We start from the raw sequence: 23,271 nt of genomic DNA, 5'->3' as shown, positions 1-23,271 counted from the left end.
CATGATCAATAAAGCAGCGTATCGGCTGACCCTTGGGTCGGCCGATTTTGTTTGGGGCGCGGCAAAGTACTGGGAACTTATTGCGAAAAATCCTCCACAAAAAAAAGGCCACCCGAGCAGGGTGGCCAAAAGGGAAGACCGGAAAGAAGGGGAACCGGTCGGTACTTGCACGAGCAAATTACCGGCGGTGCTGTGGGGATGCTGTAGGACGAATCCTGTTCAGCGAATGTGGGTGATTATCCGCAGGCTTTCCCGGGCAGTGAAATCAACTCTGACTATGCTGGTGATAGGCAATGCCTGCGTCGCTTTGAAGCGCGCGTGGCAACGCTTGGGCGTTAACTGCACCAGGACGGTGCGTAGCAGCCTTTTACTGTATCCAACTGATTGATACTTAAGTGTTTATGCCGCTGGCACGGGCCTTGCGACAGTCCGTTGCGTCCGGGTGACAAGGAGTTCGGCATGATCCGCACTTATTACGATGAAATGTACGATGAGGTCGGCCAGGTCCGGCCTCACTATCGCGAGTTTGCCCGCTGGCTGGCTGAAACCCCGACCGAACTGCTGGCCCAGCGCCGCCGTGAAGCCGATCTGCTGTTTCACCGCGCCGGTATCACCTTCACCCTGTACGGCGACGAACAGGGCACCGAGCGCCTGATTCCCTTCGATACCATCCCGCGCAGCATTCCCGCCAGTGAGTGGCGGGTGGTCGAACGTGGCTGTATTCAGCGGGTCAAGGCATTGAACCTGTTCCTCGCCGACCTGTATCACGACCAACGCATTATCAAGGCCGGGATTATTCCTGCCGAGCAAGTGTTGGCCAATGAGCAATACCAACTGGCGATGCAGGGCCTGGACCTGCACCGTGGTCTCTATTCCCACGTCTCTGGGGTCGATCTGGTACGGGATGGCGACGGCACGTACTACGTGCTGGAAGACAACCTGCGCACCCCCAGCGGTGTGAGCTACATGCTCGAAGACCGTAAGATGATGATGCGCCTGTTCCCTGAACTGTTCGCCGCCCAACGCATCGCGCCGATCGACCATTATCCCAACCTGCTGCTCGACACCCTGAAAAGTTCCAGCCCGCTGGACAACCCCAGTGTGGTGGTACTGACGCCAGGGCGGTTCAACAGTGCGTTTTTCGAACATGCGTTTCTTGCCCGGGAAATGGGCGTGGAACTGGTGGAGGGCGCCGACCTGTTCGTGCGTGACGACCGGGTATTCATGCGCACCACCGACGGGCCCAAGGCGGTGGACGTGATCTACCGGCGTCTCGACGATGCCTACCTCGACCCGTTGGCCTTCAACCCGGAGTCGATGCTCGGCGTGCCGGGCCTGCTGGCCGCCTATCGCTCGGGTAATGTGGTGCTGGCCAATGCCATTGGCACCGGGGTGGCGGATGACAAATCGGTGTATCCCTTCGTCACCGACATGATCCGCTTTTACCTGGATGAAGAACCCATTCTGAAGAACGTTCCGACGTTCCAGTGCCGCAAGCCTGACGAGCTGTCCCATGTGCTGGCCAATTTGCCAGAGCTGGTGGTCAAGGAAACCCAGGGCTCCGGTGGCTACGGCATGCTGGTCGGGCCAGCCGCCACGGCCGCCGAGATCGAAGCCTTTCGCGCACGGATCAAGGCCAAGCCCCATGCCTACATTGCCCAGCCGACCCTGTGCCTGTCGACGTGCCCGACCTTTGTCGAAAACGGCATCGCACCGCGGCATATCGACCTGCGGCCGTTCGTCTTGTCGGGCAAGGAAACCCGCGTGGTGCCGGGCGGGCTGACCCGTGTCGCGCTGCGTGAAGGCTCGCTGGTGGTCAACTCGTCCCAGGGCGGCGGCACCAAAGACACCTGGGTGGTGGAGGATTGAAGCCATGTTGAGCAGAACTGCCTCGGATTTATATTGGATGTCGCGCTATCTGGAGCGCGCGGAAAACCTCGCGCGCATGCTGGATGTCAGCTATTCGCTGTCGCTGATGCCCCAGGATGGACGCGGCGATGGCCTGCACGAACTGGCCATGCCCCTGCTGATCACCGGCACCCTGGACGACTATCACGCGCGTCACGGCGAATTGCATGCCGAGCGTTTGTTGCACTTCTTTGCCCTGGACGCCGCCAATCCGGCGAGCATCTACAGTTGCCTGGGTGCCGCCCGCGCCAGTGCCCATGCCGTGCGTGGGCGAATCACCGCCGACATGTGGGAAAACATCAACGCCACCTGGCTGGATATTCGCGTCATCGCCCAGGAAGGCCTGAGCCGTTATGGCATGAGCCGTTTCTGCGAATGGGTCAAGGAACGCTCCCACCTGTTTCGCGGCGCCACCTACGGCACCATCATGCGCAACGACGCTTTTCGCTTTATTCGCCTGGGCACCTTTATCGAACGGGCGGACAACACTTTGCGCCTGTTGGATGCCCGCTACGAGATGGCCGGTGACCAGGCCGAAGTGGTGATTGATGGCACCGCCCACGCCTACTACCAATGGAGTGCGCTATTGCGGGCCTTGTCGTCGTTCGAGGCCTACACCGAAATCTACCGTGATGCCCCCGGCGCTCGTCAGGTGGCCGAACTGTTGCTGCTGTGTGCCGATGTGCCGCGCTCTTTGCGCGCGTGCAGCGAAGAAATCGACCAGATCCTCGCCAGCCTGCCCGGCCTCAACGGCCGCCCGGCGCAGCGCCTGGCCGCCGAGATGGACGCGCGCCTGCGCTTTACCGCGATTGACGAAATCCTCGAGGAAGGCCTGCACGCCTGGCTGACCGACTTCATCCCCCTGGTGCGCCAGTTGGGTAACGCCATTCACCATTCCTACCTGGAGGCGGCATGAGACTTTCTATCAGCCACGAAACCACCTACCGCTATGAAGACCAGGTGCGCGCGAGCATCCAGTACCTGCGCCTGACCCCTCACGACAGCGAGCGTCAGCATGTGCTCAGTTGGCAGCTGGATCTGCCGCGTCCGGTACGGGCCCAGTTGGACCCGTTCGGCAATATCCTGCATGTGCTGACCCTGGATGAGCCCCATGAATCAATCATCATCGGCGCCCGGGGCCAGGTGGATATCGACGAGTGGCGCGAGGCCGAGCATGACAGCCAGTCGCCATTTCCTTTCCAGCGTTGCACGCGCCTGACCGAACCGGACGAGGCCCTGCGTGCCTTTGCCGAGCAGCACTGTGGCAAGCGCCGGGATCGCACTGCCCTGATTGACCTGATGCACGCCCTCAACCAGCACATCGCCTATGTGCCGGGCGCCACCCAAGTGGAGACCAGCGCGGCCGAGGCGTTCGCCGGGCGGGCCGGGGTTTGTCAGGATCATGCCCACGCCTTCCTGGCCTGCGCGCGCAGCCTGGGGATCGCCACGCGCTATGTGTCGGGGTATTTGTACAGCGAGGACAGTGAACACCTGGCCAGCCACGCCTGGGCCGAAGCCTGGCTGGATGACGCCTGGTACAGCTTCGATGTGACCAACCAGTTGGCGCGCCCGGAGCGGCATTTGAAACTGGCAGTGGGCCTGGATTACCTCGATGCATGCCCGGTGCGCGGCATGCGCCGTGGCGGCGGGCACGAGCAGATGCATGCCAGGGTATTTGTGGCACCGAGCCCGGTGATTCTGGTGCAGCAGCAATAATCCCCGCCGCATCCTGCTGAAGCCGGCTAGCCGGCTCTATCAGTGCGCGTCGGTTTTGCGCGTGGCCATATGCTTCAAATACCCTACCAGCAACTCCAGGTCGGCATCCGGCAACACGCTGGCGGCAAACGCTGGCATTTTGGCTTGCGGCCAATGCCTCAGGCTCTGGGGATCACGGATATAACGCTTGAGGAAGTCGCCGCCGAAATACTCGGTCGGGCTGTAGGGCAGATTCAGATCCGGCCCTACCTGCGCGTCACCCGCGCCGTTTAGACGATGACAGGCCAGGCAGTTTTTCTGAAACAGGGCAAACCCCTGGTTGATCGGGTCATTCACCGCCAGCGCCGGGTCCGGCAGCAGCGCCGGGAAGCGTTCGGCAACGGTTCTCAGCTGTTTGATCGTCGAGATCTGAAATGGCCATTGTTCCGGGCTGATCCCGCTCGCCTGGGGCCGGGTCCATACCAGATAGAACGGCCCAGCACTGGGTTTGCCAGTGGCCAGTGGCGGCCAAGGATGAACCGGATCTTCCACCGCCAGCCACGCCTGGGCGCCGCTTTGCTGAAGCAGCGGTGCGGCGGCCAGTTCGGCGGCAAAACCATCCAGCGCCACCGCCTGCACATGGTTATGCGCCAGCAGGCCCGGTAAGAGTGCGGCCAGCGGCACCGCGCGATAGGTCATAGTGCGCTTGTAGGAAACGTCATCGACGATCTGCACGGTCTGCGCAGCCGGGTGCTTGAGCAGGTCTGCGGTTTGCCACGTGGTGCGGCTGTGATCCAGCTCGATGGTCAACGAGGCGGCGTTGGCGGGGTAGGCCAGGATCAGCAGCAACAGAACGATAAGGTGTTTCAAGGCAGGGCCCATCCGGCAATGGCGATAGGGTCTCAGGATACCGGACAACCACCACCAAACCGCAGGCAAAAAAGGCAGCCCCGGTTACGGGAACGCTCTAGGCGGTTTCCCGGACGGTGCTGCCAAAAGCTTGAGTATTCAGGTGTGATCGGCCCGCTCAACCAATGATCTTGGTCAGGTTGGGCAAAATCAGAATCAGTGTGGTGGCGAAGAGAATAAGCCCCGCCTGGCGAACTTTCGATTGTTTGAACATGGCTGACTGCCTTTTGTTGTTATTCCTGAGCCAAGCACCATCATTGGCTACATTAAGCCGGCTAGATGGCATTTTTCTTACAGCTGCTCCAGCAAGACCCGGCAGCAGCGTCATACACTTCTTACTGATTCAACCTTAGAGCCCTTGTCGGGCTTGACTTAGAACGCTTTCGTATCAAGTTATATTGAAAGCCGTTTAAAAAAGCATGAGGCATATAGCCATCTGCGCCCCAGCCCCTTGGCTAGACAGCTAAAACGATTAACCCGGTGTTTCCGATAGTCTCCTACCGTTCGTCTGAGCGTGGTCGTCAAGGTCAATGAGCGCATCGGTCATTGAATCTGCCCTCGCGGCGCTTAAGGTAAGGGCACGGTCGGCTCTCCCCTTGAGAGCTCCATTGCACAGTGGTTCGAGGACGTCATGACCCAAGCTTTGATCTTTGATGCGATACGTACGCCCCGGGGCAAAGGCAAGGCCGATGGCGCCTTGCACAGCGTCAAGCCGGTGAACCTGCTGGCCGGCTTGCTCACCGCCCTGCAACAGCGCAGCGACCTGGACACGCGCCAGGTGGATGACATCGTGCTCGGTTGCGTCACGCCGGTCGGGGATCAGGGCGCGGACATCGCCAAGACCGCCGCGCTGGTGGCCGACTGGGACGTCAGCGTCGCCGGTGTGCAGGTCAACCGCTTCTGCGCGTCGGGCCTGGAGGCGGTCAACCTCGGTGCGATGAAAGTGCGGTCCGGCTTCGAGGACCTGGTGGTGGTGGGCGGTGTCGAGTCCATGTCCCGCGTGCCCATGGGCAGTGACGGCGGTGCCTGGGTGCTGGACCCGCAGACCAATATGCACAGCCACTTCACGCCCCAGGGGATTGGTGCCGACCTGATTGCCACCCTGGAAGGCTTCTCCCGCGAAGATGTCGATGCCTTCGCCTTACACTCTCAGCAGAAAGCGGCGCGGGCCAGGTCAGAGGGTTCCTTCAAGAAATCCCTGATCCCGGTGCAGGACCAGAACGGGATCGTGTTGCTCGATCACGACGAATTTATCCGTGGCGACTCAACGCTCGAGGGCCTGGGCAAGCTCAAGCCGAGCTTCGAAATGATGGGGCAGATGGGCTTTGATGCCACGGCGTTGCGGGTCTACAGCCATGTCGAGCGCATCCAGCATGTGCACACACCGGGTAACAGCTCCGGGATTGTCGATGGCGCGGCCTTGATGCTGATCGGCTCCGAGGCCCGTGGTCGTGAACTGGGGCTGCATGCGCGTGCGCGCATCGTTGCCACGGCGGTGACCAGCACCGACCCGACCATCATGCTTACCGGCCCCGCGCCCGCCACTCGCAAGGCCCTGGCCAAGGCCGGCCTGCGGGTCGAGGACATCGACCTGTTCGAGGTCAACGAAGCCTTTGCCTCGGTGGTGCTCAAGTTCATCAAGGACATGGGCATCGACGCTGCCCGGGTCAATGTCAATGGCGGCTCGATTGCCATGGGCCACCCGCTGGGGGCCACGGGGTGCGCGATCCTCGGCACCTTGCTCGACGAACTGGAGGCGCGCCAGCAGCGCTACGGCCTGGCCACACTCTGTGTGGGCGGCGGCATGGGTATCGCCACCATTATCGAACGCCTCTGAGCCTAAGGAATTTGTCATGACCGACGCCATTCGTTACGAAAAAGGCCAGGACCAGATCGTGGTGCTGACCCTCGACATGCCCGGCCAGAGTGCCAACACCATGAACGCGGCCTACCGCGAGGCCATGGCCGCCACCGTCGCGCGCCTGGACGCGGACAAGGACGCGATTGCCGGGGTCATTATTACCTCGGCGAAAAAAACCTTCTTTGCCGGCGGCGACCTCAATGAACTGATCAAAGTCGACAAGCCCCACGCCAAGGCGTTCTACGACATGGTCCTGGGCCTGAAGGCGCAACTGCGCAGCCTGGAAACCCTGGGCAAGCCGGTGGTAGCCGCGATCAACGGCGCGGCCCTCGGCGGTGGCTGGGAGTTATGCCTGGCGTGCCAGCATCGTGTGGCGCTGGATCACCCAGCCGTGCAGATCGGCTTGCCGGAAGTCACCCTCGGCTTGCTGCCGGGCGGCGGCGGGGTGGTGCGCATGGTGCGCATGCTGGGCCTGGAGAAGGCTTTGCCGTACCTGCTGGAAGGCAAGAAGATCAGCGCGCAAAAGGCTCTGCAGGCCGGTTTGATCGACGAATTGGCGGCGGATCGCGACGAACTGCTGGCCAAGTCCCGGGCCTGGATCCTGGCCAATCCGACGGCCAGGCAGCCTTGGGATATCAAGGGTCATCAGATCCCCGGTGGCACACCGTCCAACCCCAAAGTCGCACAAATGCTCGCCATTGCGCCGTCGATCCTGCGCAGCAAAACCAATGGCTGCTTCCCCGCGCCGGAGAAAATCCTCTGTGCCGCGGTGGAAGGCGCCCAAGTGGACTTCGACACCGCACACCTGATCGAGACCCGCTATTTCACCGAACTCACCACCGGCCAGGTGGCGAAGAACATGATCGGCACCTTCTGGTTCCAGCTCAACGAAATCAACGCCGGTGGCTCACGCCCTGGGGGATTTGCGCCGTATGTCACACGCAAGGTCGGCATCCTCGGCGCCGGCATGATGGGTGCGGGGATTGCCTATACCAGCGCATCGGCGGGCGTGGAGGTGGTGCTCAAGGACGTCACGCTGGCAGCGGCAGAGAAGGGCAAGGCACACTCGGCAGCGTTGCTGGACAAGAAGGTCAGCCGTGGGCAACTGACCCCTGAGCAGCGCGAAAGCACCCTGGCGCGGATCCATCCTACCGATAGCGATGCCGACCTGGCCGGTTGCGACCTGATCATCGAAGCCGTATTCGAAGACCGCGACCTCAAGGCCAAGGTCTCGGCCGCCGCCCAGCAGGTGGTAGGCGCTGACGCCGTGATCGCTTCCAACACGTCCACCTTGCCCATCAGCGGCCTGGCGAGCGCGGTGCCTGATCAAGGCAAGTTTATCGGCCTGCACTTCTTCAGCCCGGTGGAAAAAATGCCCCTGGTGGAAATCATCAAGGGCGCCAACACCAGCGACGAAACCCTGGCTCGTGGTTTTGATTTCGTACTGCAAATCAAGAAGACCCCGATTGTGGTGAATGACAGCCGCGGCTTCTTCACCTCGCGGGTGTTCGGCACCTTCACCAATGAGGGCATTACCCTGCTCGGCGAAGGCGTGGCCGCGCCGATGATCGAGACCGAGGCGCGCAAGGCCGGGATGCCGATTGGCCCGCTGGCGATCTCTGACGAAGTTTCCCTCAGCCTGATGAGCCATATCCGCCAGCAGACAGCCAAGGATCTGCATGCCGAAGGCAAGGCCCTGCCCGAGCATCCGGCGTTTGCAGTGATTGACCTGCTGCTCAATGAGTACAAGCGCCCAGGCAAGGCGGCGGGCGGTGGTTTCTACGAGTACCCCAATGGTGGCCAGAAATACCTGTGGCCAGAACTCAAGGTGCGCTTTGAAAAGCCGGGCCAACAGATTTGCGCCCAGGACGTGCGCGACCGCCTGCTGTTTATCCAGGCCATCGAAACGGTGCGGTGTGTGGAGGAGGGCGTGTTGATGTCCACTGCCGATGCCAATATCGGCTCGATCTTCGGCATCGGCTTTGCGGCCTGGACCGGCGGGGCGCTGCAGTTTATCAACCAGTATGGGCTGAACGACTTTGTGGCCCGGGCGCGTTACCTGGCCGAGCAGTATGGCGAGCGCTTCAGCCCGCCAGCGCTGTTGCTGGAAAACGCCGCCCAGGGCACGACGTTCTAACCTCCCGTCCGGGCCTGGGTGGGGCTTGCCTTGAAAGGGTATTTCAAGGCAGGCTGGTGGGTGTGCGTTATTCCCATCACCGTGTCAGGTATTTTTTATGTCGCTACGCGTCTGCATTCTGGAAACCGATATCCTGCGTCCGGAACTGGTCGATCAATATCAAGGTTACGGGCAGATGTTCCAGCGCCTGTTTTCGCAGCAGCCGATTGCCGCCGAATTCGTCGTCTACAACGTCATGGAAGGTCACTATCCGGCGGACAGCGAAGTGTTCGACGCCTACCTGGTCACGGGTAGCAAAGCGGACTCCTTCGCTACCGACCCGTGGATCGAAACCCTCAAGGCCTACCTGTTGAACCGCTATGAGCGGGGCGACAAGCTGCTTGGCATCTGTTTCGGCCATCAACTGCTGGCGCTGCTGCTGGGCGGCAAGAGCGAGCGTGCGAGCCAGGGCTGGGGCGTGGGCACCCACAACTATCAATTGGCCGCCAAGGCACCGTGGATGAGCCCGGTGGTGGAAGAACTGACCCTGTTGATCAGCCATCAGGATCAGGTCACGGCATTGCCGGAAAACGCCACGGTGATCGCCTCCAGCGACTTTTGCCCGTTTGCTGCCTACCACATCAATGACCAGGTGCTGTGCTTCCAGGGCCACCCGGAATTTATCCACGACTACTCCCGGGCCTTGCTCGATATCCGCCAGCTCAACCTGGGCGAGCAGATCTATCAGCAAGGTGTCGCCAGCCTTGCACGCGACCACCACGGCGTGACCGTGGCGGAATGGATGATGCGTTTTGTGGCCCACAAGCCGCAGGTTGCCTGACTGTGAGCGGTCGGGGTGGGCAGGCTACAGCCACCCCGAGCGCTTGAAGCTGGCCCACAACCCCGTGCACCCCACCGCGATAAACCCCAGCACCGCAAAATAGCCGTAGTGCCATTGCAGCTCCGGCATATTCTGGAAGTTCATCCCGTAGATCCCGGCCACCGCCGTGGGGAAGGCGAGGATCGCCGCCCAGGCTGCAAACTTGCGCTGCACCACGCTCTGGCGCGAGGCTTCCAGCAGCACGCCGATCTCGATGGTCTGGCTGGCGATGTCGCGCAGGGTCGAAAGGTCTTCCATCTGCCGCGTGACGTGGATCTCCACATCGCGGAAGTACGGGCGCATGTTCTTGTCGATAAACGGGAAGTCCAGCTTCTGCAGTTCCTCGCTGATTTCCACCATCGGCGCCACATGCCGGCGCAGCCGCAGTACGTCGCGGCGCAGGCCATGCAGGTTCTGGATATCGCGCTCATTCAGGGAGTTGCACAACACGTTGTGCTCCAGCGCGTCGATCTCGGCATGAATCGCCTCGCTCACCGGCTGGTAGTTTTCGGTGACAAAATCCAGCAGCGCATAGAGTACGAAATCCTCCCCGTGCTCCAGCAACAGCGGCCGCGCCTCACAGCGCTGGCGCACATAGCCGTAGGACGCCGAGTGGCCGTTGCGCGCGGTGATGATATAGCCTTTGCCGGCGAAGATATGGGTCTCGATAAACTCCAGCTTGCCCTCATGGCGCACCGGCGAGTAGGTCACGATAAACAGTGCGTCGCCAAAGGTTTCCAGCTTGGGGCGGCTGTGTTTTTCCAGGGCGTCTTCGATGGCCAGTTCATGCAGGTTGAACTGGCGTTGCAGGTTGGCCAGCTCCTGGGCGTCGGGCTCTTCCAGGCCGATCCACACAAAGTGACCGGGCTTGGCTGCCCAGGCGGCGCCTTCATCGAGGGTGATATTCTGGATTTTTTTCCCGGCGCTATAGACGGCCGCCGCAACAACTCTACCCATAATGCTGATCGCTTCTTTACAAGTGGCAGTAACCGGCCAGCTTAGCCTGAAACGCCATCTTGTAGGAGCCGGCTGGCCTTCAGGGTTGTTGCAGTGCTTGATCCATGGCTTCAATACACTCGACCATCTGCCCCCGGCATTTCTCCATCAACTCGGGCATGTCATCCATCGTCAATCCAGCTGTAGGAATTGGCGCTAATGACCGGATCAAAATATCGCCACTGTTCCAGCGATTGAGCTTCATATGGGTCACATAGGTACTGACGCACACCGGCACAATCGGCACCCCGGCGGCAATCGCCATCTGGAACGCGCCCTTCTTGAACGGCAACAACGATTCGCCCAGGTTGCGCGTGCCTTCCGGAAACACCCAGATCGAAGTTTCTTCGTGTTGCAGGGTATGGGTGGTGGTCAACATCGAGCGCCGCGCCTTCTGCGCATTGCCCCGGTCAATCAGCACATTGCCCGCCAGCCAGAACAGCTGGCCGAAAAGTGGCACCCACTTCAGGCTCTTCTTACCGATGCATACGGTGCGATAGGGCACTACGTTGCCGAATACGAACAAATCATAGTTGGACTGGTGATTGGCAATAATCACGCAACTGTTCGGCTTGTCGCGCAGCGAATCCACTTGTGCCTTGACCTGCAGGCGTAGGATCCACATGGCGGGCAGGGCATACAGGCGTGCGCACAGGCGACTGTTATCCGGGTTGAACGGCCGGCACACACCCAGCAATACTCCGAGCACACCGGCGATCAGAAAATGCAGGCCCATCAATAACATGCGTAAACAATAAAGCATCGACACGGCCCATCGGGACAAAAGGTGGCGCAGTGTACGGACGTGCACTGTATTCGGCAATTACCCCAGTAGAGGTAGGAGATGGGCGATGTTTAAGGACATGTTTCAGCAGATGGAGACAGATGCCATCTAGAGCGGCTGCAAGGCGATTAACACTAGGCCGTAAGAAGAATCCCTGTGGCGAGCGGGCTTGCCCGCGTAGGGCTGCGAAGCAGCCCCAAAACTACCTGTGGGAGCTGACTGGATAATTGCCGTGGCTTTAAAGGGGGCTGCTCTGCAGCCCTACGCGGGCAAGCCCGCTCGCCACGGGCTTTGATTGAGGCCGGTGTGGGTGATTAGCCCAGATGTTCCTGGTCCTGGATGATCGCGTTATCCAGCAACTCCAGCAGGGCCTTACGCACCTTCAGCTTGGTGTGCTTGTGGGCATTCATATTGATCTTCTTCAACTGCCGCGCCGCTTCCAGGGCCGCGGCTTGCAGCTCTTCGGGTGCCACCACCTTATCGAGGAAACCGGCGCTCAGGGCGTCCTGCGGGGTGAACATCTCGGCATTGATCACCGAACGATGAAACGCCGACTTGCGCAAGCGATCCCGCGCCAGTTCAATCCCGGCATGGTGCATGGTCATGCCGATCATCACTTCATTCAGGCCAATGCTAAAGGGCCCCTCGACACCAATCCGGTAATCGGCCGACAACAACAGGAACGCCCCCTTGGCCACCGCATGCCCAGGGCACGCCACAATCACCGGGAACGGGTGCGACAACAGGCGGCGCGCCAGGGTCGAACCCGACGTCACCAGGCTGACCGCCTCTTTAGGGCCAGCCGTCATCACTTTCAAATCATAACCACCCGACAGAATCCCCGGCGTACCGGTGATAATCACCACCGCACGATCCTTCTCGGCCTGGTCCAGCGCTTCATTAAACGCACTGACCACGGCAGGGGAAATGGCATTGACCTTACCGTTGCTCAAGGTCAGGGTCGCGATACCGTCTTCGAGGTGGTAGGCAATCAACTCACTCATGACGCGATTCCTTGTAATACGTTTAATAGAAGGGCAGGCCGCAGACGTTACCCAGCATGACCGCCCCGGTAAAGCGCCATGACTGACTGGCCAGTCAGACTTTCCCCAACCACCGGGCCTGCAGCAGCCTACGACAGCGCTCGCCAGCCCCTGCGCACGCCTGCCGACAAGCCTTGAAAATGGCACAATCGCCACCCTTCACCCCGCGCCGCAGAGAAGGGAGCCGAGATAACCGTCTAAGCGCATGAAAATTCTGAAAAAAACCTTTGCCATCGGAAAAGCTTTCGACTACATTAGCGCGCCTCGACAGACTGAATCAGTTTGACGAGATACGGTGAAGTGTCCGAGTGGCTTAAGGAGCACGCCTGGAAAGTGTGTATACAGGAAACTGTATCGAGAGTTCGAATCTCTCCTTCACCGCCACATTCTACAAACACAAACCCCCGGTTTTCCTAGAGAAAGCCGGGGGTTTGTGGTTTTTGGTGTCTGAAAAATGGGCATATGGGACTGGCAGGCGTTTATGGGGACTCATTTGATCGGCCCGGCTGCCCCTCAATCTGTCGGTCCAGGTTCCGTTCGTGCATGATGGTGTCGGATTAGTGCTCCCTCATTTTTGACCACGTTTGACCTTGTCGTAGAAATAACGGTTCGGGTGGTGAGAATGACACACACTGTGGCGGCTCCCTGAATTTGGCTAGGTGCGTACTGGTGGGTTTGATGTGTCATTTGCGTACGGTTGGAGATGTAGGTGGTAGACCGTGCTCCTACTGTTGTTCTTACAAAATGTAGTGAGCTTCGAAAGGAATCTAAATTTACTGGAGGTTGGTATGGCTTCACCACAGCAAGAGCTAATCGTTAGAGGCGAGCAGGTAGAGCGTATTTACATAAATTATGTAGATAGAAAGTACGTCGTGAATCGGCGCTATCAGCGGAAGCTGATCTGGACTATTGAAGAAAAGCAAAACTTCATTGATTCCATAATTAGCGGGTTTCCTGTACCGATTATTCTGCTTGCGGACCCGCAAGATAATCCGGCGGGTCATTTGGAAATCATTGATGGCATGCAGCGCATGGACGCAATTACGTCATTTATTAGTAATGACTTTTCTGTTGATGATACTTTTTTTGACTTGAATACATTTGCTACAACAAAGGATATGCTGGATCGAGGCGTCTTGGCACAGCGTACTCCATTAATGTCGCGGGAAAAATGCCTTTCGATCGCGGCCTACCCGGTTCCACTTTCTATTTATGAGTTTGCTGATGGCGAGTCAGTTGATGAGGTGTTTAGGCGAATTAACTCGGGCGGCCGTCAACTGTCTCGTCAAGAGTTAAGGGTGGCAGGTGCTACGAACGCTTTCGCTGATTGCGTACGCGTGGTGTCTTCAAGAATTCGCGGTGATACTTCTAACGGTGTTTCGCTATTTTTGAATGAAATGAAAAAAATTAGCATCACTAATAGAGAGCTTTCTTACGGGATTAATGCGGACAACGTCTTTTGGGTGTATCACGGGATTTTAACAAAAGATCATCTTCGACAAAGTCGAGATGAGGAACTTGTGGCTGACGTGATTGCTTATATGGTATCTGATGGGCCGGTAGCATCTAGGACTGAGTTGTTCGATGATTACTACGGTGCCAAAGTCCCCCTTGAAGGTGGGAACCTTGATAGGTTCCGATCCATGGATCAAGCGATTCGGCGTCGAAATCCTGATTTAGTAGATCTTGATTATCAGCGTACTCATGATGCTCTTGTATTAATGTTGGTTCAGGCAGGGGTGTCTTTCTACCAGCTATTATTCCCTGGCAGCGGAGTAGGGAATCCTATTCCTCGATATTTTCAAGCTGTATTCTTGGCCATGCATGACCTGATTGTCAGAAAGAGCATGGTGGTAGCTGATAGGGCTGGTGCAATCGTTGCTTTAACGAACAAAGGTAAGAATATCGTAATTCAAGAGGGTGGTCGCTGGGGTGCTGAAAATAGAGCCGCAGCGGTAAATACTGTTATTGGTATTATTCAGCAGTACTTTGAGGTGGATTCGAATCCAGATCCTGCGAAAGTCCACTGGGTGACTAAACTACAGAATTTACTTACGAACTCTAAAACTGAACAAGCTGCGTTTGATTTTAAGCAAGGGTTTTTGGAGCTTTCTGATAGCCCTAGGTTTGATGATGGGTCGTTTGACAAGATTTTGGAAACCTGTGCTGCAATTGCAAATATCCAGAAGGGGCATAAAGGATATGTGGTTGTAGGTGTTGCTGATAACGCTCCAACTGCGTTACGTGTAGGTAAGCTATTTGGTGTTGAACCACTTTTGTTTGGGGAGTTTCATGTTACAGGTGTTGAGCATGAGGCCAAATTCCTAGATAAAAATTTGGATCAGTTGTTTCAAATAATAACTGATCGTATCAATCGTTCTGAGCTTTCTGAACCATTGAAGTCATATGTTGGTACGCATATGAAATGTGTAAGTTATTTTGATAAAACAGTTTTTGTTATTGAGGTAGAAGGGCAGCAACAGCCATCGCTCTATAAAAAGAAATATTTCACAAGGCGTGGCACGCAAGTTGTTGAGCTGGAACCTGAAGATTTTCCAACCTTGTTCTCAAGGTTTCGATAGTTTTTAAAGTCTTTAGTAGTGCGCCTTTTCGATAGGGCGCATTTTTTGAACGAGACGTTTTCCTTCACGAAAATTCGTTAGGAGGGGGAAGATGCTGCGGGCTATCCGTAATGCCGCACTCGTATTGATTAAGTGCGGTAGCATCATTCGCTATAGTTTCAATGCCAACTGCAACATCCCGATAACATTCAGCCCATCTTCATCGATCCACGTCCCGTAATGCTGACGGATCATGTTTCCGTTGGTATGGCCCATTTGTTCGGCTATCCAGTCTATCGCCGCTATCCCTGTGGTAAGTAGTTGACTGGCATGCGTGTGTCGGCATTGGCCAGGTCCCCGATAGCGAACCCCGGCCGCAAGCAAATGAGTCTTGAAAAACCTATCACGCACCACGAAGTCGCTGATGTGCGGCAGACCGCTTTTCGTATTCAGGAAGACGAAGTGCAGTTTGTGTTTCCGTACCGTCTTGTAGTACCCGCTCAACAATATCGACGGTATCTGCTTTTCTGTTGCGGTTCAGTGCATCGATCTTCTGCAGCGCATCCCAGGCCGGAGCGAGTAGGCGGACCTTGCGCGTCGATCGCCGGATTTTAGTCACCCGATAAGCCCCGCGTACCTTGGATCGACGGAACGTTACAGTGCCTTGCTCCAGATCGATATCCTCCCAGGCCAGGGCGATGGTCTCAGATACCCGGGCGCCGGCCCATATCATGAACTGAATCATCATTAGCTTTTGTGTACGGCTGGTGTGGGTTTCCAGGATCTGTTTGATTTCGGCCCTGGTGAATGGGTCGGGTGCCTCAGGATCTGGTAACCGGACCATTAAACCCTCGGTGGGGTCATGCGCCACTTTCATCCTGGTGCGGTACAGCCTGAACACCTGGCGCACGTTCCTGATGATGTCGCGGATAGTCTTGTTTTTTAACGTTTTCGACAGGCTTCCCTGTATCCACTCCTGCAGGTCTAGGTGGTCGATGTTGTTGATCTGTATTTTCCCCCAGCGCGGTCGTACGTGGACCTCCGCATTGTTAGCGTAGCCTCGATAGCTCGAGGCGGCAACGCTGTTGGCTTTGATCTTTAACCACAAGTCCAGGTAGTGACCGAACGTGTTTTCCACCAACTTTACCGAGTAGGGGAAGTGCCGTGCGTAATCGAACGTGCCGGTCTGGTTTTCGTATTCAATGATGTCGGCCCCGCTGATGATTCCATTTGTTGACCAGGTGCAACTGCGCGACCTGATGCGCCTGGTGGAGGCGACCGCCGGCGGTGACCAGCTCAAGACGTACCGCATCGTCAACGACACGGCGGCCGCGTTCGGCATGCACCAGGTGACGTTCACCGAAGGCGTGAGCGCCCGGGAAGACGACAACCTGCGCGGTTGGCTGATCCAGTTCACCCTCACCGAAAAGCTGTCCAACCCCGAGAAAGTCGAAGGTCGGCGCTCAGGTAACAAGGTGACAGCCCAATCAGGCCCCGGCGGGGCGGTGGGCGGCACCGGCGACGGTGGTGGCTCCAGCGAAGGCCCCGAGGAACTGACAGGCTTTGAAGCCACGCAGAAAAAGGTGGATGGTTGGCTGGGCGGGAGTAACACCCCATGAAGCTGCACAAGGTGTTGGCCATCGGTGGTGAGCCCTATGTCCTGGTCAAAAACGAAGTGCGACTGAACGCCAAAAGCCCCGGCCGGGCGACGTTCACTATCCAGGCCACCGCGCCGGTAAAAGGCCTGGTGACGCTCGATATTGGCTACAACGACAGCACGCTGCAGCGCCACTTCATTGGCTACGTCGAACGCTCCACCACGGCCAGCAGCACCCAGCAGGTGCTGTTCTGTCGCGAACTGGCGGCGATCCTGGCCAACCCGCTGCCGCTGAACCTGCGCCACGTCGATCTGCGCGCCGTCCTGGTCGAGATCAACCAGCGCACCGGCTTGCGCTTTCGCGTGCCGGACAAGCCCTATGCCGGGGTCAAGGCGCCGTTCTTCTACGGCCTGGCCGCTGGTTACCAAGCGATGGACAGCCTGGCCCGGGTGTTCAACATCCCCGACTTTATCTGGCAGCAGCAGGGTGATGGGGAGGTGTTCGTGGGCAGTTGGGCTGACAGCTTCTTTGGCGTTCGCCCGCCGCTGCAGCTGCCGGTGGAGCTGCTCGACGACTACCAGGGCAACCAAAGCGCGATGATTGCAGCCCTTCCCGGGCTACTACCAGGTGCAACGATCAACCACGGCGAGCGCATCACCAGTGTGGCCCTCGTCGATAACCAGATGGCCATCCGATGGACGACGGAATCCGCCGCAGCGTAGAACGACAATTCCCAGAACTCACCGGCGGTTACCACCTGCCACGCTTTGCCCGGGTTGTCGCCGTAGCCGACGCCCCGGCCGGCGCCGGGATCTGTGACGACTTCCGGCCGCGCTATGCGGTTGATATCGAAGTACTGGGGCCGGATGGCGAGCCAGACAGCAAACTGCCGATCCTGGCCGGTGTGCCGTTGCCGCTGCCCACCGGTGGCGAGGAAATGGGCATCTATGCGTTTCCCGAGGAAGGCATCCAGGTAATGGTGTGCTTTGCCTACGGCCTGCCGCACAAGCCCTATATCCAAACGATCCTGCCCCACGGCTTGAGCATGCCCAGCGTGCCGAAGGGTGACCAGGTATGGCAGCACAGCGAGGCGTGCCAGCAGCGTGTCGATGCCGACGGCAACTGGTTACGCCAGACTGACGGCAAGATCCTGGACAAGGCGATTGAGCGGGAAGTGGAGGCCATGGGCAACACGGAGCGGTTCCAGAGCCACACCAGGACGGTAGACGACCATCCCAGCGAGTCAGTGGGCGGGATCAAGACGATTGATGCCCTGGGCGCGCTCAAGCTCTTGTCAGGCGGTTCCGCGAGCTTGGCGGCGGTGGATGATCTGCACCAGGCTACCGGGCGGGACTTGAACCTAGTAGTGGGGCAGAAGCTCAACGCAATGGTGGGAGGGGATATAGTGGAAAGTATTGAGGGGTTGCGTGAGAGCGTCGCCGGAATCAGTCGGCAACTGAAAGCGCCAAAAAGTTGGGTTGGCTCTGAAACGATCAATATTTTCAAGATACTGTGTGAAACGCTTGAACTGGTTGAGTTAATGGCTGCACAAATTGCAGTGCACATCCACCCTGTAGAACAGCCCACGACCACGGCCCCCGCATTCATATCTTTTTCACAGGCTGCTGCGGGGCTGTCTAAAGATCTTCGAGTTATTACCCTATAGCTATAATTTCTAAAGGTTTTGCAAGTTGTTCGAATTCATCGATAAGCAAATGTATTTGCGTACTTGGATTTGGGTCGCCACTTCGAGCAACATCAGCGATTACTCGAGGGGCTTGCCTGCGTGCCTCGTTAAAAGGTTCGCCAAGAAGCTTTTGGAAGTATCCAGCTGCTCCAGATTTTCGATAGTTTTCCATGCCTGGCTTTTCTTTTAGATCTATCGATACAAGATCTCCTGCCGAATGTCTTCCTGAGCGAGCAAAAGGCTTGCGCGAATACCCAAAATGTAAAAGTAACCAGAATTCAAAGCAGGGATATGAAGCAATAATCGTAATCTTAGGATGGGTATCAGCTAAGCGTAATGCCTCGTCGAAACTTTCATGAGTGTCTCGATCAAAGGCGCAGAAAACTTTATCGAATTTACTCTGTCTTCCTATTGCGTGTTCAACTATCCCCTTTGGATGTGTGACGCCGCAATGCGCAATTTCAACTTTTGCATTTGCCCGAAAGTGCAGTGCCGCATCCTCAAGGTACGTTTTTCCAGATTTCAAGTCTTCACACAAAACCAGCACCGTAGGCAGTTGCCTAAAGCGCGATTCTTTACGCCTAAAGGAATCAGCGGTGCGCGCCATATTTAAGACCTCCTAAGTATTGGAAGGCCTCTATATCTACCCTCGTAATAACGTTTCTCAACATCCTCGCTATCCCTTCCCTGAAAATCATGTACAGAGAACAAAGTAGTAGCACCATAAGCGTCCCGCTCTGTGATCCAAAACTGGTCCCTGCGCAGAATTTTTGTGTTCATAAGATGCGTATCATGTGTTGTAAAGATAAGCTGCGCGCATGTGCCGCTATCAATATGAGTTTCAACCAGGTTTTCAACGATTTTGGGGTGGAGGCTACTGTCTAACTCGTCTACAACCACAACGCCAGTGCTGTTTTCATTGCAAAGAAGTTGCCAAGGCAACCAAAAGCCCATCAAGTTTTGCGTCCCGCCGGACTCTTCATCAAAATCGAACTCGGCTTCTCCTAGGAGAGTAGTGTGCGTCAATATCGTTTTGACTGACTCGGTAGCCTTTACATGTTCTAAAAATTTAGTTGGTTGGCTTACTTTGAATGCTTCAGAGTGTAAGTTTTCAAAGCGTATGTCGGTAACAGGGACATCAACTTTTTGAAGGAAGTTTTTCAAGTTGTCTTTGTGTTTTTGGTTATGTATAAGCATCGACCTGGATAGTACTCCCCAGTTACTCATGCCGTCCTGACTTATGCATACGGCCGAAGATCTAAACCAATTAAAAGGAGTTCTGAGTTGATTAAGTTCTTCGCTGCTGTTTGCCACCGCTTGGCTTAAGAAAAGCGACTTCGGACTTGTGAGGTTTCTCCAGGCGTTATGAACAACTACGCCACCCTCTAAATCTTTGCTGAGTATGTACTGTTCTCCAGATGCCTCGTTATAAGTTCGAGAGTATAATTGCGTCTCTTTACCCTTTTGGTAACTAGTCAGAGTCTCTTCGTAGATGCGTTCACTTGTTGCGGCTAGTACGAACTGATAGCGTTTTCCCTCAGCTATGAAGTGATATTCAAACCAGCTCGGCTGATCTTTCAATTCAGGGTCGAATCGAAATGAATTTACCGGCAGCTTTTCTCTATCAACTATAGAGGGGTGCAAGAGGCTACATACGATATTTATAGCCGAAACTAAACTTGATTTACCAGACGCGTTAGGTCCGTAAATAGCAGCGACCTTAAGCAGATTAGGAAGGTCTTCCCCAGGAACGTTAGGTTTAAAGACGTTCCGTTTTTTCCCTAGCCTAGGAGCCGCGACCATTGACAGCGTCTGCTTGCTACGAAATGACTTAAAGTTGCGTACCGAAAACTCGATCAACATGTAGAAAACCTGCAGCTAGATGGCTATTGATGGGAAATATAGCCCTTTTTGTGTGGTAGCTGCATTTTTTTTGCAGTCGACGCATAAATCGCCCGCCGGGCCTTCGTTTGAAGGTGGAGGGAGTCCTTGGCAATGGTTTTCGGTTTTCTCTTACTAGGTACTGCTAACCGCTATCTGCGTAGCAGTAGACCTAGTCGCTGGTGGCAGATAATGCATTGACAGGAAAAATTACCCGAAAAAAGCACTTATCCCCCTCCCGCCGACGGGCTTTGTGTCCCTTTTTTGTGTAAACGGGTAGTGGGGTGTAAACGGTGCCCCAGCTCAAGCCCGCTGCGGGCTCTGGGGGAGGTTTCGCAATTGCATAGAGTGCAAGGCTTTGCAAAAAAATGCAGTGGCCTTGCACATGCGTCACAAGGCGGCAGGGGAGTGGTCACGCAGACGAGGTGCCCGGTTTACGGGGGCTATGGCTGTGAAAACCTGCTGCAGGCGGTGTTTTCGTTTTCGGAACCGTTCATATCAGAGCTCAACCAGTCGCTGTCGAACCCTACGCAAAAACGACTGTGAGGCCCAGCCTGTCGGGGTTTCCAGCATTCTGCGGCATTGCACAGCATCACCATCAACTTCAGGCTGTCAGTACCAATCTAGAGCGTGTGGAAAAAACGCCGAAACGATGGGCGCATGGCTATTTTCCAGGCGAGGGGTGGGAAAAGGGTAATTTTAGTAATTGGCAGGTCAGAATTGGATGGAGCCCTTATGGAGCGTGGCTTTCAGCTATTACCTCGGAGGGTAATATAAGGTAACGAGAGAGGTAATATTTTGTTCAGCCTCCCATTTTACTGGGTTTGGCAGCTCACTGGTATTACTGTCTCTGAAAGTAATTTTCTAACCACTTAATTACCTTATTATTACCTCTATAAACTATATAAACTACCTGATTTTATTGGGCTTTATCCGGTTCTTGATAGCTCATTACCAAAATTACCTTTTTCCCATGGCTCAACATAAATCGTTCAAAACGCCTGTTGTGACCGTTTTCTGCAACCTGGTGCATTTAAGCCATGGGACAGATCCTGTGCGCACCACCGGGCTGCAGCCCTTATAAACCGGGGGGGCTTGGTTTCGAAAACCGCGAACGGGTAGTTTCGAATTTCTCCTTCACCGCCATATTATTAAAACGCAAATCCCTGATTTTATTAGAAAAAGTTGGGTTTTTGTGGTTTTTTGCGTTTGAAAAACGGCCACGTGGGACAGGGGGGCTCGTCTGCGAAAGTACCCCCTCCGCGCCAGCCGGTTTGTCTACACCCGGTCAATGGCGGGCGTTTTACAGAAAATAAATCTGTCCCCTTTCCCGTACCTTTCTCGTAAAGCACCTCGCCTATAAATCCAATCTCAAAAATACGCCTCCCAAATATGCGCTCCCAAAAAATTGGGGCGGGGATGGCTTTAGTCACGATTTTGGCTGTATTTATCAGTTTTCCTACAGTAGCATAATGCTATTAATGGACGAATGTGCGGGTTTGTGGATATGAGTGATGAATTGGATGTAGATAGCGATTTCAAAAAGGCGAGGGCATTTCTAGTTATATACTCTACGTTGGCAATGTTGTTATGGTACTTTTCTGCTGACTTATCTTCGATAAGTATTCTTGGTAACACAGTTAAGCTCAAGGAGAATACAAATAACGCTTGGGCGGTGGCTTCGCTAATAAATATCTATTTTTTGTTGCGGTTCATTCAGAAGGTTCCGGCAGGAGGTTTTTCACCCGACGATGCAATGCGACTGTCTACTGATGGAGTATTGATATGGCTAACTAGGAATCAATATAAGTCAGAAATTGTAAAGCATGCCGAATTCATTTTCTCTGGTATTAGTGCTGGGTCGGATGATGAGTCAAAAAGTAAGATTATTGATGTTCAAGCACGGGGTATAATGCCTTATTGGAAAGACTATGATGTAAATAAGAAAAAAAGCAGGATCGGGGTGCTGAGAAGTTCTTTGCCTACGTATGACCGTAAAACTGTTGTTTTCGCAGTTGGGTTTTCCTATATGACTGAACAAGGAGTTGGATACGCGCCCCAGACGACTAAAGAATTTTCTGCTTCCTCTTGGGTGAGGTTAGTAAGTCAGGTTTATGGTTTTTTTAAGGCTGGTTTGTTGACTCCGTGGTTTACGGATTACATTATTCCTGTGTTATATGCTTTGGCCTCGATAATTGTTTCACTTGTCGCGTGGTGGCAAGTTAATCATGTGTATTTAGTCTGCTGATCAAATGTTTTATATAGAAGAAAGCCCCTGGGCTTAGGGGCTTTTTGCTAGCTGTACTTGGTTAACGGTTATTAAGCTTCTTCAGTTCGTCAAGTATTCCGGTTGATACAAACCAGAAGCCGTATAGCAGTGCCCAACCTACAACTGCCCCAAGTCCTATCGCGATAATCATCCATGAGTTTTGGAGTGGTGCAAATACTGAAACAACTGCGACAATACCTACGATTAAGAAGAATGCAGCAAATGCCATGAAATTATTAATGCCAATGGCTAAGTCTCTGATGTTCTGTCTGATGCTCATGTGTTGCTCCTTGTTGTAAGCTTTCTACTCTTGCTGGCAGATAGCCATGCTAGCACCGCTTAGGCATGACGAGTACGAATGACAGCTAGTTTCTTGATTGCGGCCAACTTCTGGGCGGTGCTTGCACCCTTGGAGTAGACGTCATGAGTCACAGACCCCGTTTCGTGTCCGACCAGCTCTTTCACTAATGCGTCTGTTACCTCCGCCCTGATCAACGCGGTCACGATCGTGTGACGGAAGCTGTGGAATACATGGAGCTTGCTGAAGCCCGTTGCTGTACGCAGTCTGCCAAACGCCTTGGAAATCGCATGAGAGCGCTTACCGTAATGGTCATGGGAGCTTGTAGGGATCAGGAAACCACCTTTGGTTTCTTCCATCAGGCGTTCAATGGTCGGCAATAGCTTTGGGTGTATTGGCACGATGCGTTGGCTTGCCTTGCTTTTGCTTCTGGGAAAGTCGAAACATTTAATGCCCTCGACAGTGATAACGCTGTCTTTGCTAAGTCGGCAAAGCTCTTCGATCCTGGCACCGGTATACCAGCCTAACCTAATGAGGTCGGCTAGTGGTTTGTCTTGGTTGTCGGTAGCAGCCTGACGTAGTTTGGCTGCATCATCTGGCGTGTAAATTTTCCTGACTTGTCCAGATAACTCGGAGCCGCCACCTTGTGGCAGGTCATTGAATCGCCCCGGATTCTCTAGACACCTTGCAAGCTCATTGCGTAACGTTTTTCAAACTCTACCGGTGACAGCTGATTGTTGAAACCATGGCGGCGTTTTGGGTTGTAGAACATCTCGATGTAATCG

Annotated in this window: 21 protein-coding genes, 1 tRNA gene and 2 pseudogenes; 13 read left to right on the top strand and 11 right to left on the bottom strand. The window is 55.4% G+C overall.

Annotation, left to right across the window (positions count from 1 at the left end; genetic code table 11):
- The first annotated feature begins 1 nt into the window (after window position 1).
- The 4 genes from HBR93_RS18495 (at window position 2) to HBR93_RS18480 (ending at window position 3,624) form a co-directional block, all read left to right on the top strand.
- Entirely contained in the window at window positions 2–388 is a 387-nt protein-coding gene (locus tag HBR93_RS18495) for a hypothetical protein (protein ID WP_157717258.1), read from the top strand.
- A gap of 71 nt (window positions 389–459) precedes the next feature.
- Complete coding sequence (locus HBR93_RS18490) at window positions 460–1,869, top strand: circularly permuted type 2 ATP-grasp protein (RefSeq protein ID WP_057960374.1); 1,410 nt, start codon at window positions 460–462, stop codon at window positions 1,867–1,869.
- Between the two features lie 4 nt (window positions 1,870–1,873).
- Complete coding sequence (locus HBR93_RS18485) at window positions 1,874–2,824, top strand: alpha-E domain-containing protein (protein ID WP_169960809.1); 951 nt, start codon at window positions 1,874–1,876, stop codon at window positions 2,822–2,824.
- Window positions 2,821–3,624 (top strand): transglutaminase family protein, encoded by an 804-nt coding sequence (locus HBR93_RS18480; RefSeq protein ID WP_057960372.1) that lies wholly within the window; start codon window positions 2,821–2,823, stop codon window positions 3,622–3,624. The genes HBR93_RS18485 and HBR93_RS18480 overlap by 4 nt, the downstream gene beginning before the upstream one ends.
- Window positions 3,625–3,663: 39 nt before the next feature.
- Here the strand turns inward: HBR93_RS18480 and HBR93_RS18475 are convergent, their stop codons facing one another.
- Both HBR93_RS18475 and HBR93_RS18470 read right to left on the bottom strand, forming a co-directional pair.
- Window positions 3,664–4,473, bottom strand: a complete 810-nt coding sequence (locus tag HBR93_RS18475; protein ID WP_262377326.1) for a cytochrome c — start codon at window positions 4,471–4,473, stop codon at window positions 3,664–3,666.
- 157 nt (window positions 4,474–4,630) lie between these two features.
- Complete coding sequence (locus HBR93_RS18470; RefSeq protein WP_169960798.1) at window positions 4,631–4,840, bottom strand: hypothetical protein; 210 nt, start codon at window positions 4,838–4,840, stop codon at window positions 4,631–4,633.
- A 303-nt stretch (window positions 4,841–5,143) separates the two neighbouring features.
- Between HBR93_RS18470 and HBR93_RS18465 the strand changes: the two genes are divergently transcribed.
- From HBR93_RS18465 to HBR93_RS18455, 3 genes are all read left to right on the top strand, one after another.
- Window positions 5,144–6,349: an acetyl-CoA C-acetyltransferase gene (locus tag HBR93_RS18465; RefSeq protein ID WP_169960807.1), complete on the top strand. Its 1,206-nt coding sequence runs from the start codon at window positions 5,144–5,146 to the stop codon at window positions 6,347–6,349.
- 16 nt (window positions 6,350–6,365) lie between these two features.
- Window positions 6,366–8,510, top strand: coding sequence for a 3-hydroxyacyl-CoA dehydrogenase NAD-binding domain-containing protein (locus HBR93_RS18460; RefSeq protein ID WP_169960806.1), 2,145 nt, complete (start codon window positions 6,366–6,368; stop codon window positions 8,508–8,510).
- A 97-nt stretch (window positions 8,511–8,607) separates the two neighbouring features.
- Window positions 8,608–9,330, top strand: a complete 723-nt coding sequence (locus HBR93_RS18455) for an amidotransferase (RefSeq protein WP_057439578.1) — start codon at window positions 8,608–8,610, stop codon at window positions 9,328–9,330.
- Window positions 9,331–9,354: 24 nt separating this feature from the next.
- On the opposite strand, the gene HBR93_RS18450 is transcribed toward HBR93_RS18455, so the two are convergent.
- The 3 genes from HBR93_RS18450 to HBR93_RS18440 form a co-directional block, all read right to left on the bottom strand.
- Window positions 9,355–10,326 carry a magnesium and cobalt transport protein CorA gene (locus HBR93_RS18450; RefSeq protein WP_057960369.1) on the bottom strand — a complete coding sequence of 324 codons (972 nt, stop codon included), beginning with the start codon at window positions 10,324–10,326 and terminating at the stop codon, window positions 9,355–9,357.
- Window positions 10,327–10,405: 79 nt separating this feature from the next.
- Window positions 10,406–11,128, bottom strand: coding sequence for a 1-acylglycerol-3-phosphate O-acyltransferase (locus HBR93_RS18445; RefSeq protein WP_057439577.1), 723 nt, complete (start codon window positions 11,126–11,128; stop codon window positions 10,406–10,408).
- A gap of 335 nt (window positions 11,129–11,463) precedes the next feature.
- Entirely contained in the window at window positions 11,464–12,153 is a 690-nt protein-coding gene (locus HBR93_RS18440; RefSeq protein ID WP_057960362.1) for a crotonase/enoyl-CoA hydratase family protein, read from the bottom strand.
- Window positions 12,154–12,486: 333 nt separating this feature from the next.
- On the opposite strand from HBR93_RS18440, the gene HBR93_RS18435 reads away from it, so the two are divergent.
- Together HBR93_RS18435 and HBR93_RS18430 are read left to right on the top strand one after the other, a co-directional pair.
- Window positions 12,487–12,576: transfer RNA gene (locus HBR93_RS18435), tRNA-Ser, on the top strand.
- Window positions 12,577–12,980: 404 nt separating this feature from the next.
- Window positions 12,981–14,774, top strand: a complete 1,794-nt coding sequence (locus HBR93_RS18430; protein WP_169960805.1) for a DUF262 domain-containing protein — start codon at window positions 12,981–12,983, stop codon at window positions 14,772–14,774.
- A gap of 150 nt (window positions 14,775–14,924) precedes the next feature.
- Here the strand turns inward: HBR93_RS18430 and HBR93_RS18425 are convergent.
- Window positions 14,925–16,014 (bottom strand): annotated as a pseudogene (locus tag HBR93_RS18425) (tyrosine-type recombinase/integrase).
- Between HBR93_RS18425 and HBR93_RS18420 the strand changes: the two are divergent.
- The 3 genes and pseudogenes from HBR93_RS18420 to HBR93_RS18410 all read left to right on the top strand — a co-directional run.
- Window positions 16,001–16,372 (top strand): annotated as a pseudogene (locus tag HBR93_RS18420) (DNA-binding protein); the annotation flags it as partial. The pseudogenes HBR93_RS18425 and HBR93_RS18420 overlap by 14 nt on opposite strands.
- A complete protein-coding gene (locus HBR93_RS18415; protein ID WP_169960804.1) occupies window positions 16,369–17,073 on the top strand; it encodes a hypothetical protein in 705 nt (234 codons plus the stop codon). The pseudogene HBR93_RS18420 and the gene HBR93_RS18415, both read left to right, overlap by 4 nt.
- Complete coding sequence (locus HBR93_RS18410; protein WP_169960803.1) at window positions 17,046–18,017, top strand: hypothetical protein; 972 nt, start codon at window positions 17,046–17,048, stop codon at window positions 18,015–18,017. Before HBR93_RS18415 ends, HBR93_RS18410 begins: the two co-directional genes overlap by 28 nt.
- Here HBR93_RS18410 and HBR93_RS18405 read toward each other — a convergent pair.
- Both HBR93_RS18405 and HBR93_RS18400 read right to left on the bottom strand, forming a co-directional pair.
- Window positions 18,007–18,645 (bottom strand): RloB family protein, encoded by a 639-nt coding sequence (locus HBR93_RS18405; RefSeq protein WP_169960802.1) that lies wholly within the window; start codon window positions 18,643–18,645, stop codon window positions 18,007–18,009. The two genes, HBR93_RS18410 and HBR93_RS18405, sit on opposite strands and share 11 nt — an antisense overlap.
- A gap of 2 nt (window positions 18,646–18,647) precedes the next feature.
- Window positions 18,648–19,901: an ATP-binding protein gene (locus tag HBR93_RS18400; protein WP_169960801.1), complete on the bottom strand. Its 1,254-nt coding sequence runs from the start codon at window positions 19,899–19,901 to the stop codon at window positions 18,648–18,650.
- A gap of 1,525 nt (window positions 19,902–21,426) precedes the next feature.
- On the opposite strand from HBR93_RS18400, the gene HBR93_RS18395 reads away from it, so the two are divergent.
- On the top strand, window positions 21,427–22,167 hold the full coding sequence (locus HBR93_RS18395; protein WP_169960800.1) for a hypothetical protein: 741 nt from the start codon (window positions 21,427–21,429) through the stop codon (window positions 22,165–22,167).
- Between the two features lie 61 nt (window positions 22,168–22,228).
- Here the strand turns inward: HBR93_RS18395 and HBR93_RS18390 are convergent, their stop codons facing one another.
- The 3 genes from HBR93_RS18390 to HBR93_RS18380 all read right to left on the bottom strand — a co-directional run.
- Entirely contained in the window at window positions 22,229–22,468 is a 240-nt protein-coding gene (locus tag HBR93_RS18390) for a hypothetical protein (RefSeq protein ID WP_169960799.1), read from the bottom strand.
- 59 nt (window positions 22,469–22,527) lie between these two features.
- Window positions 22,528–23,094: a site-specific integrase gene (locus HBR93_RS18385; protein WP_346266852.1), complete on the bottom strand. Its 567-nt coding sequence runs from the start codon at window positions 23,092–23,094 to the stop codon at window positions 22,528–22,530.
- Window positions 23,095–23,162: 68 nt separating this feature from the next.
- Window positions 23,163–23,271 (bottom strand): IS3 family transposase (locus HBR93_RS18380; RefSeq protein WP_146047486.1); only part of this gene is annotated, 109 nt, incomplete at its 5' end.

Origin of the sequence: Pseudomonas sp. WS 5411 (assembly GCF_012985595.1) — a bacterium.
In the GTDB taxonomy this organism is placed as follows: Bacteria; Pseudomonadota; Gammaproteobacteria; order Pseudomonadales; family Pseudomonadaceae; genus Aquipseudomonas; species Aquipseudomonas shahriarae.
Note: the sequence above shows the minus strand (reverse complement) of the source record. Positions and strands in the feature narration are given on the sequence as shown.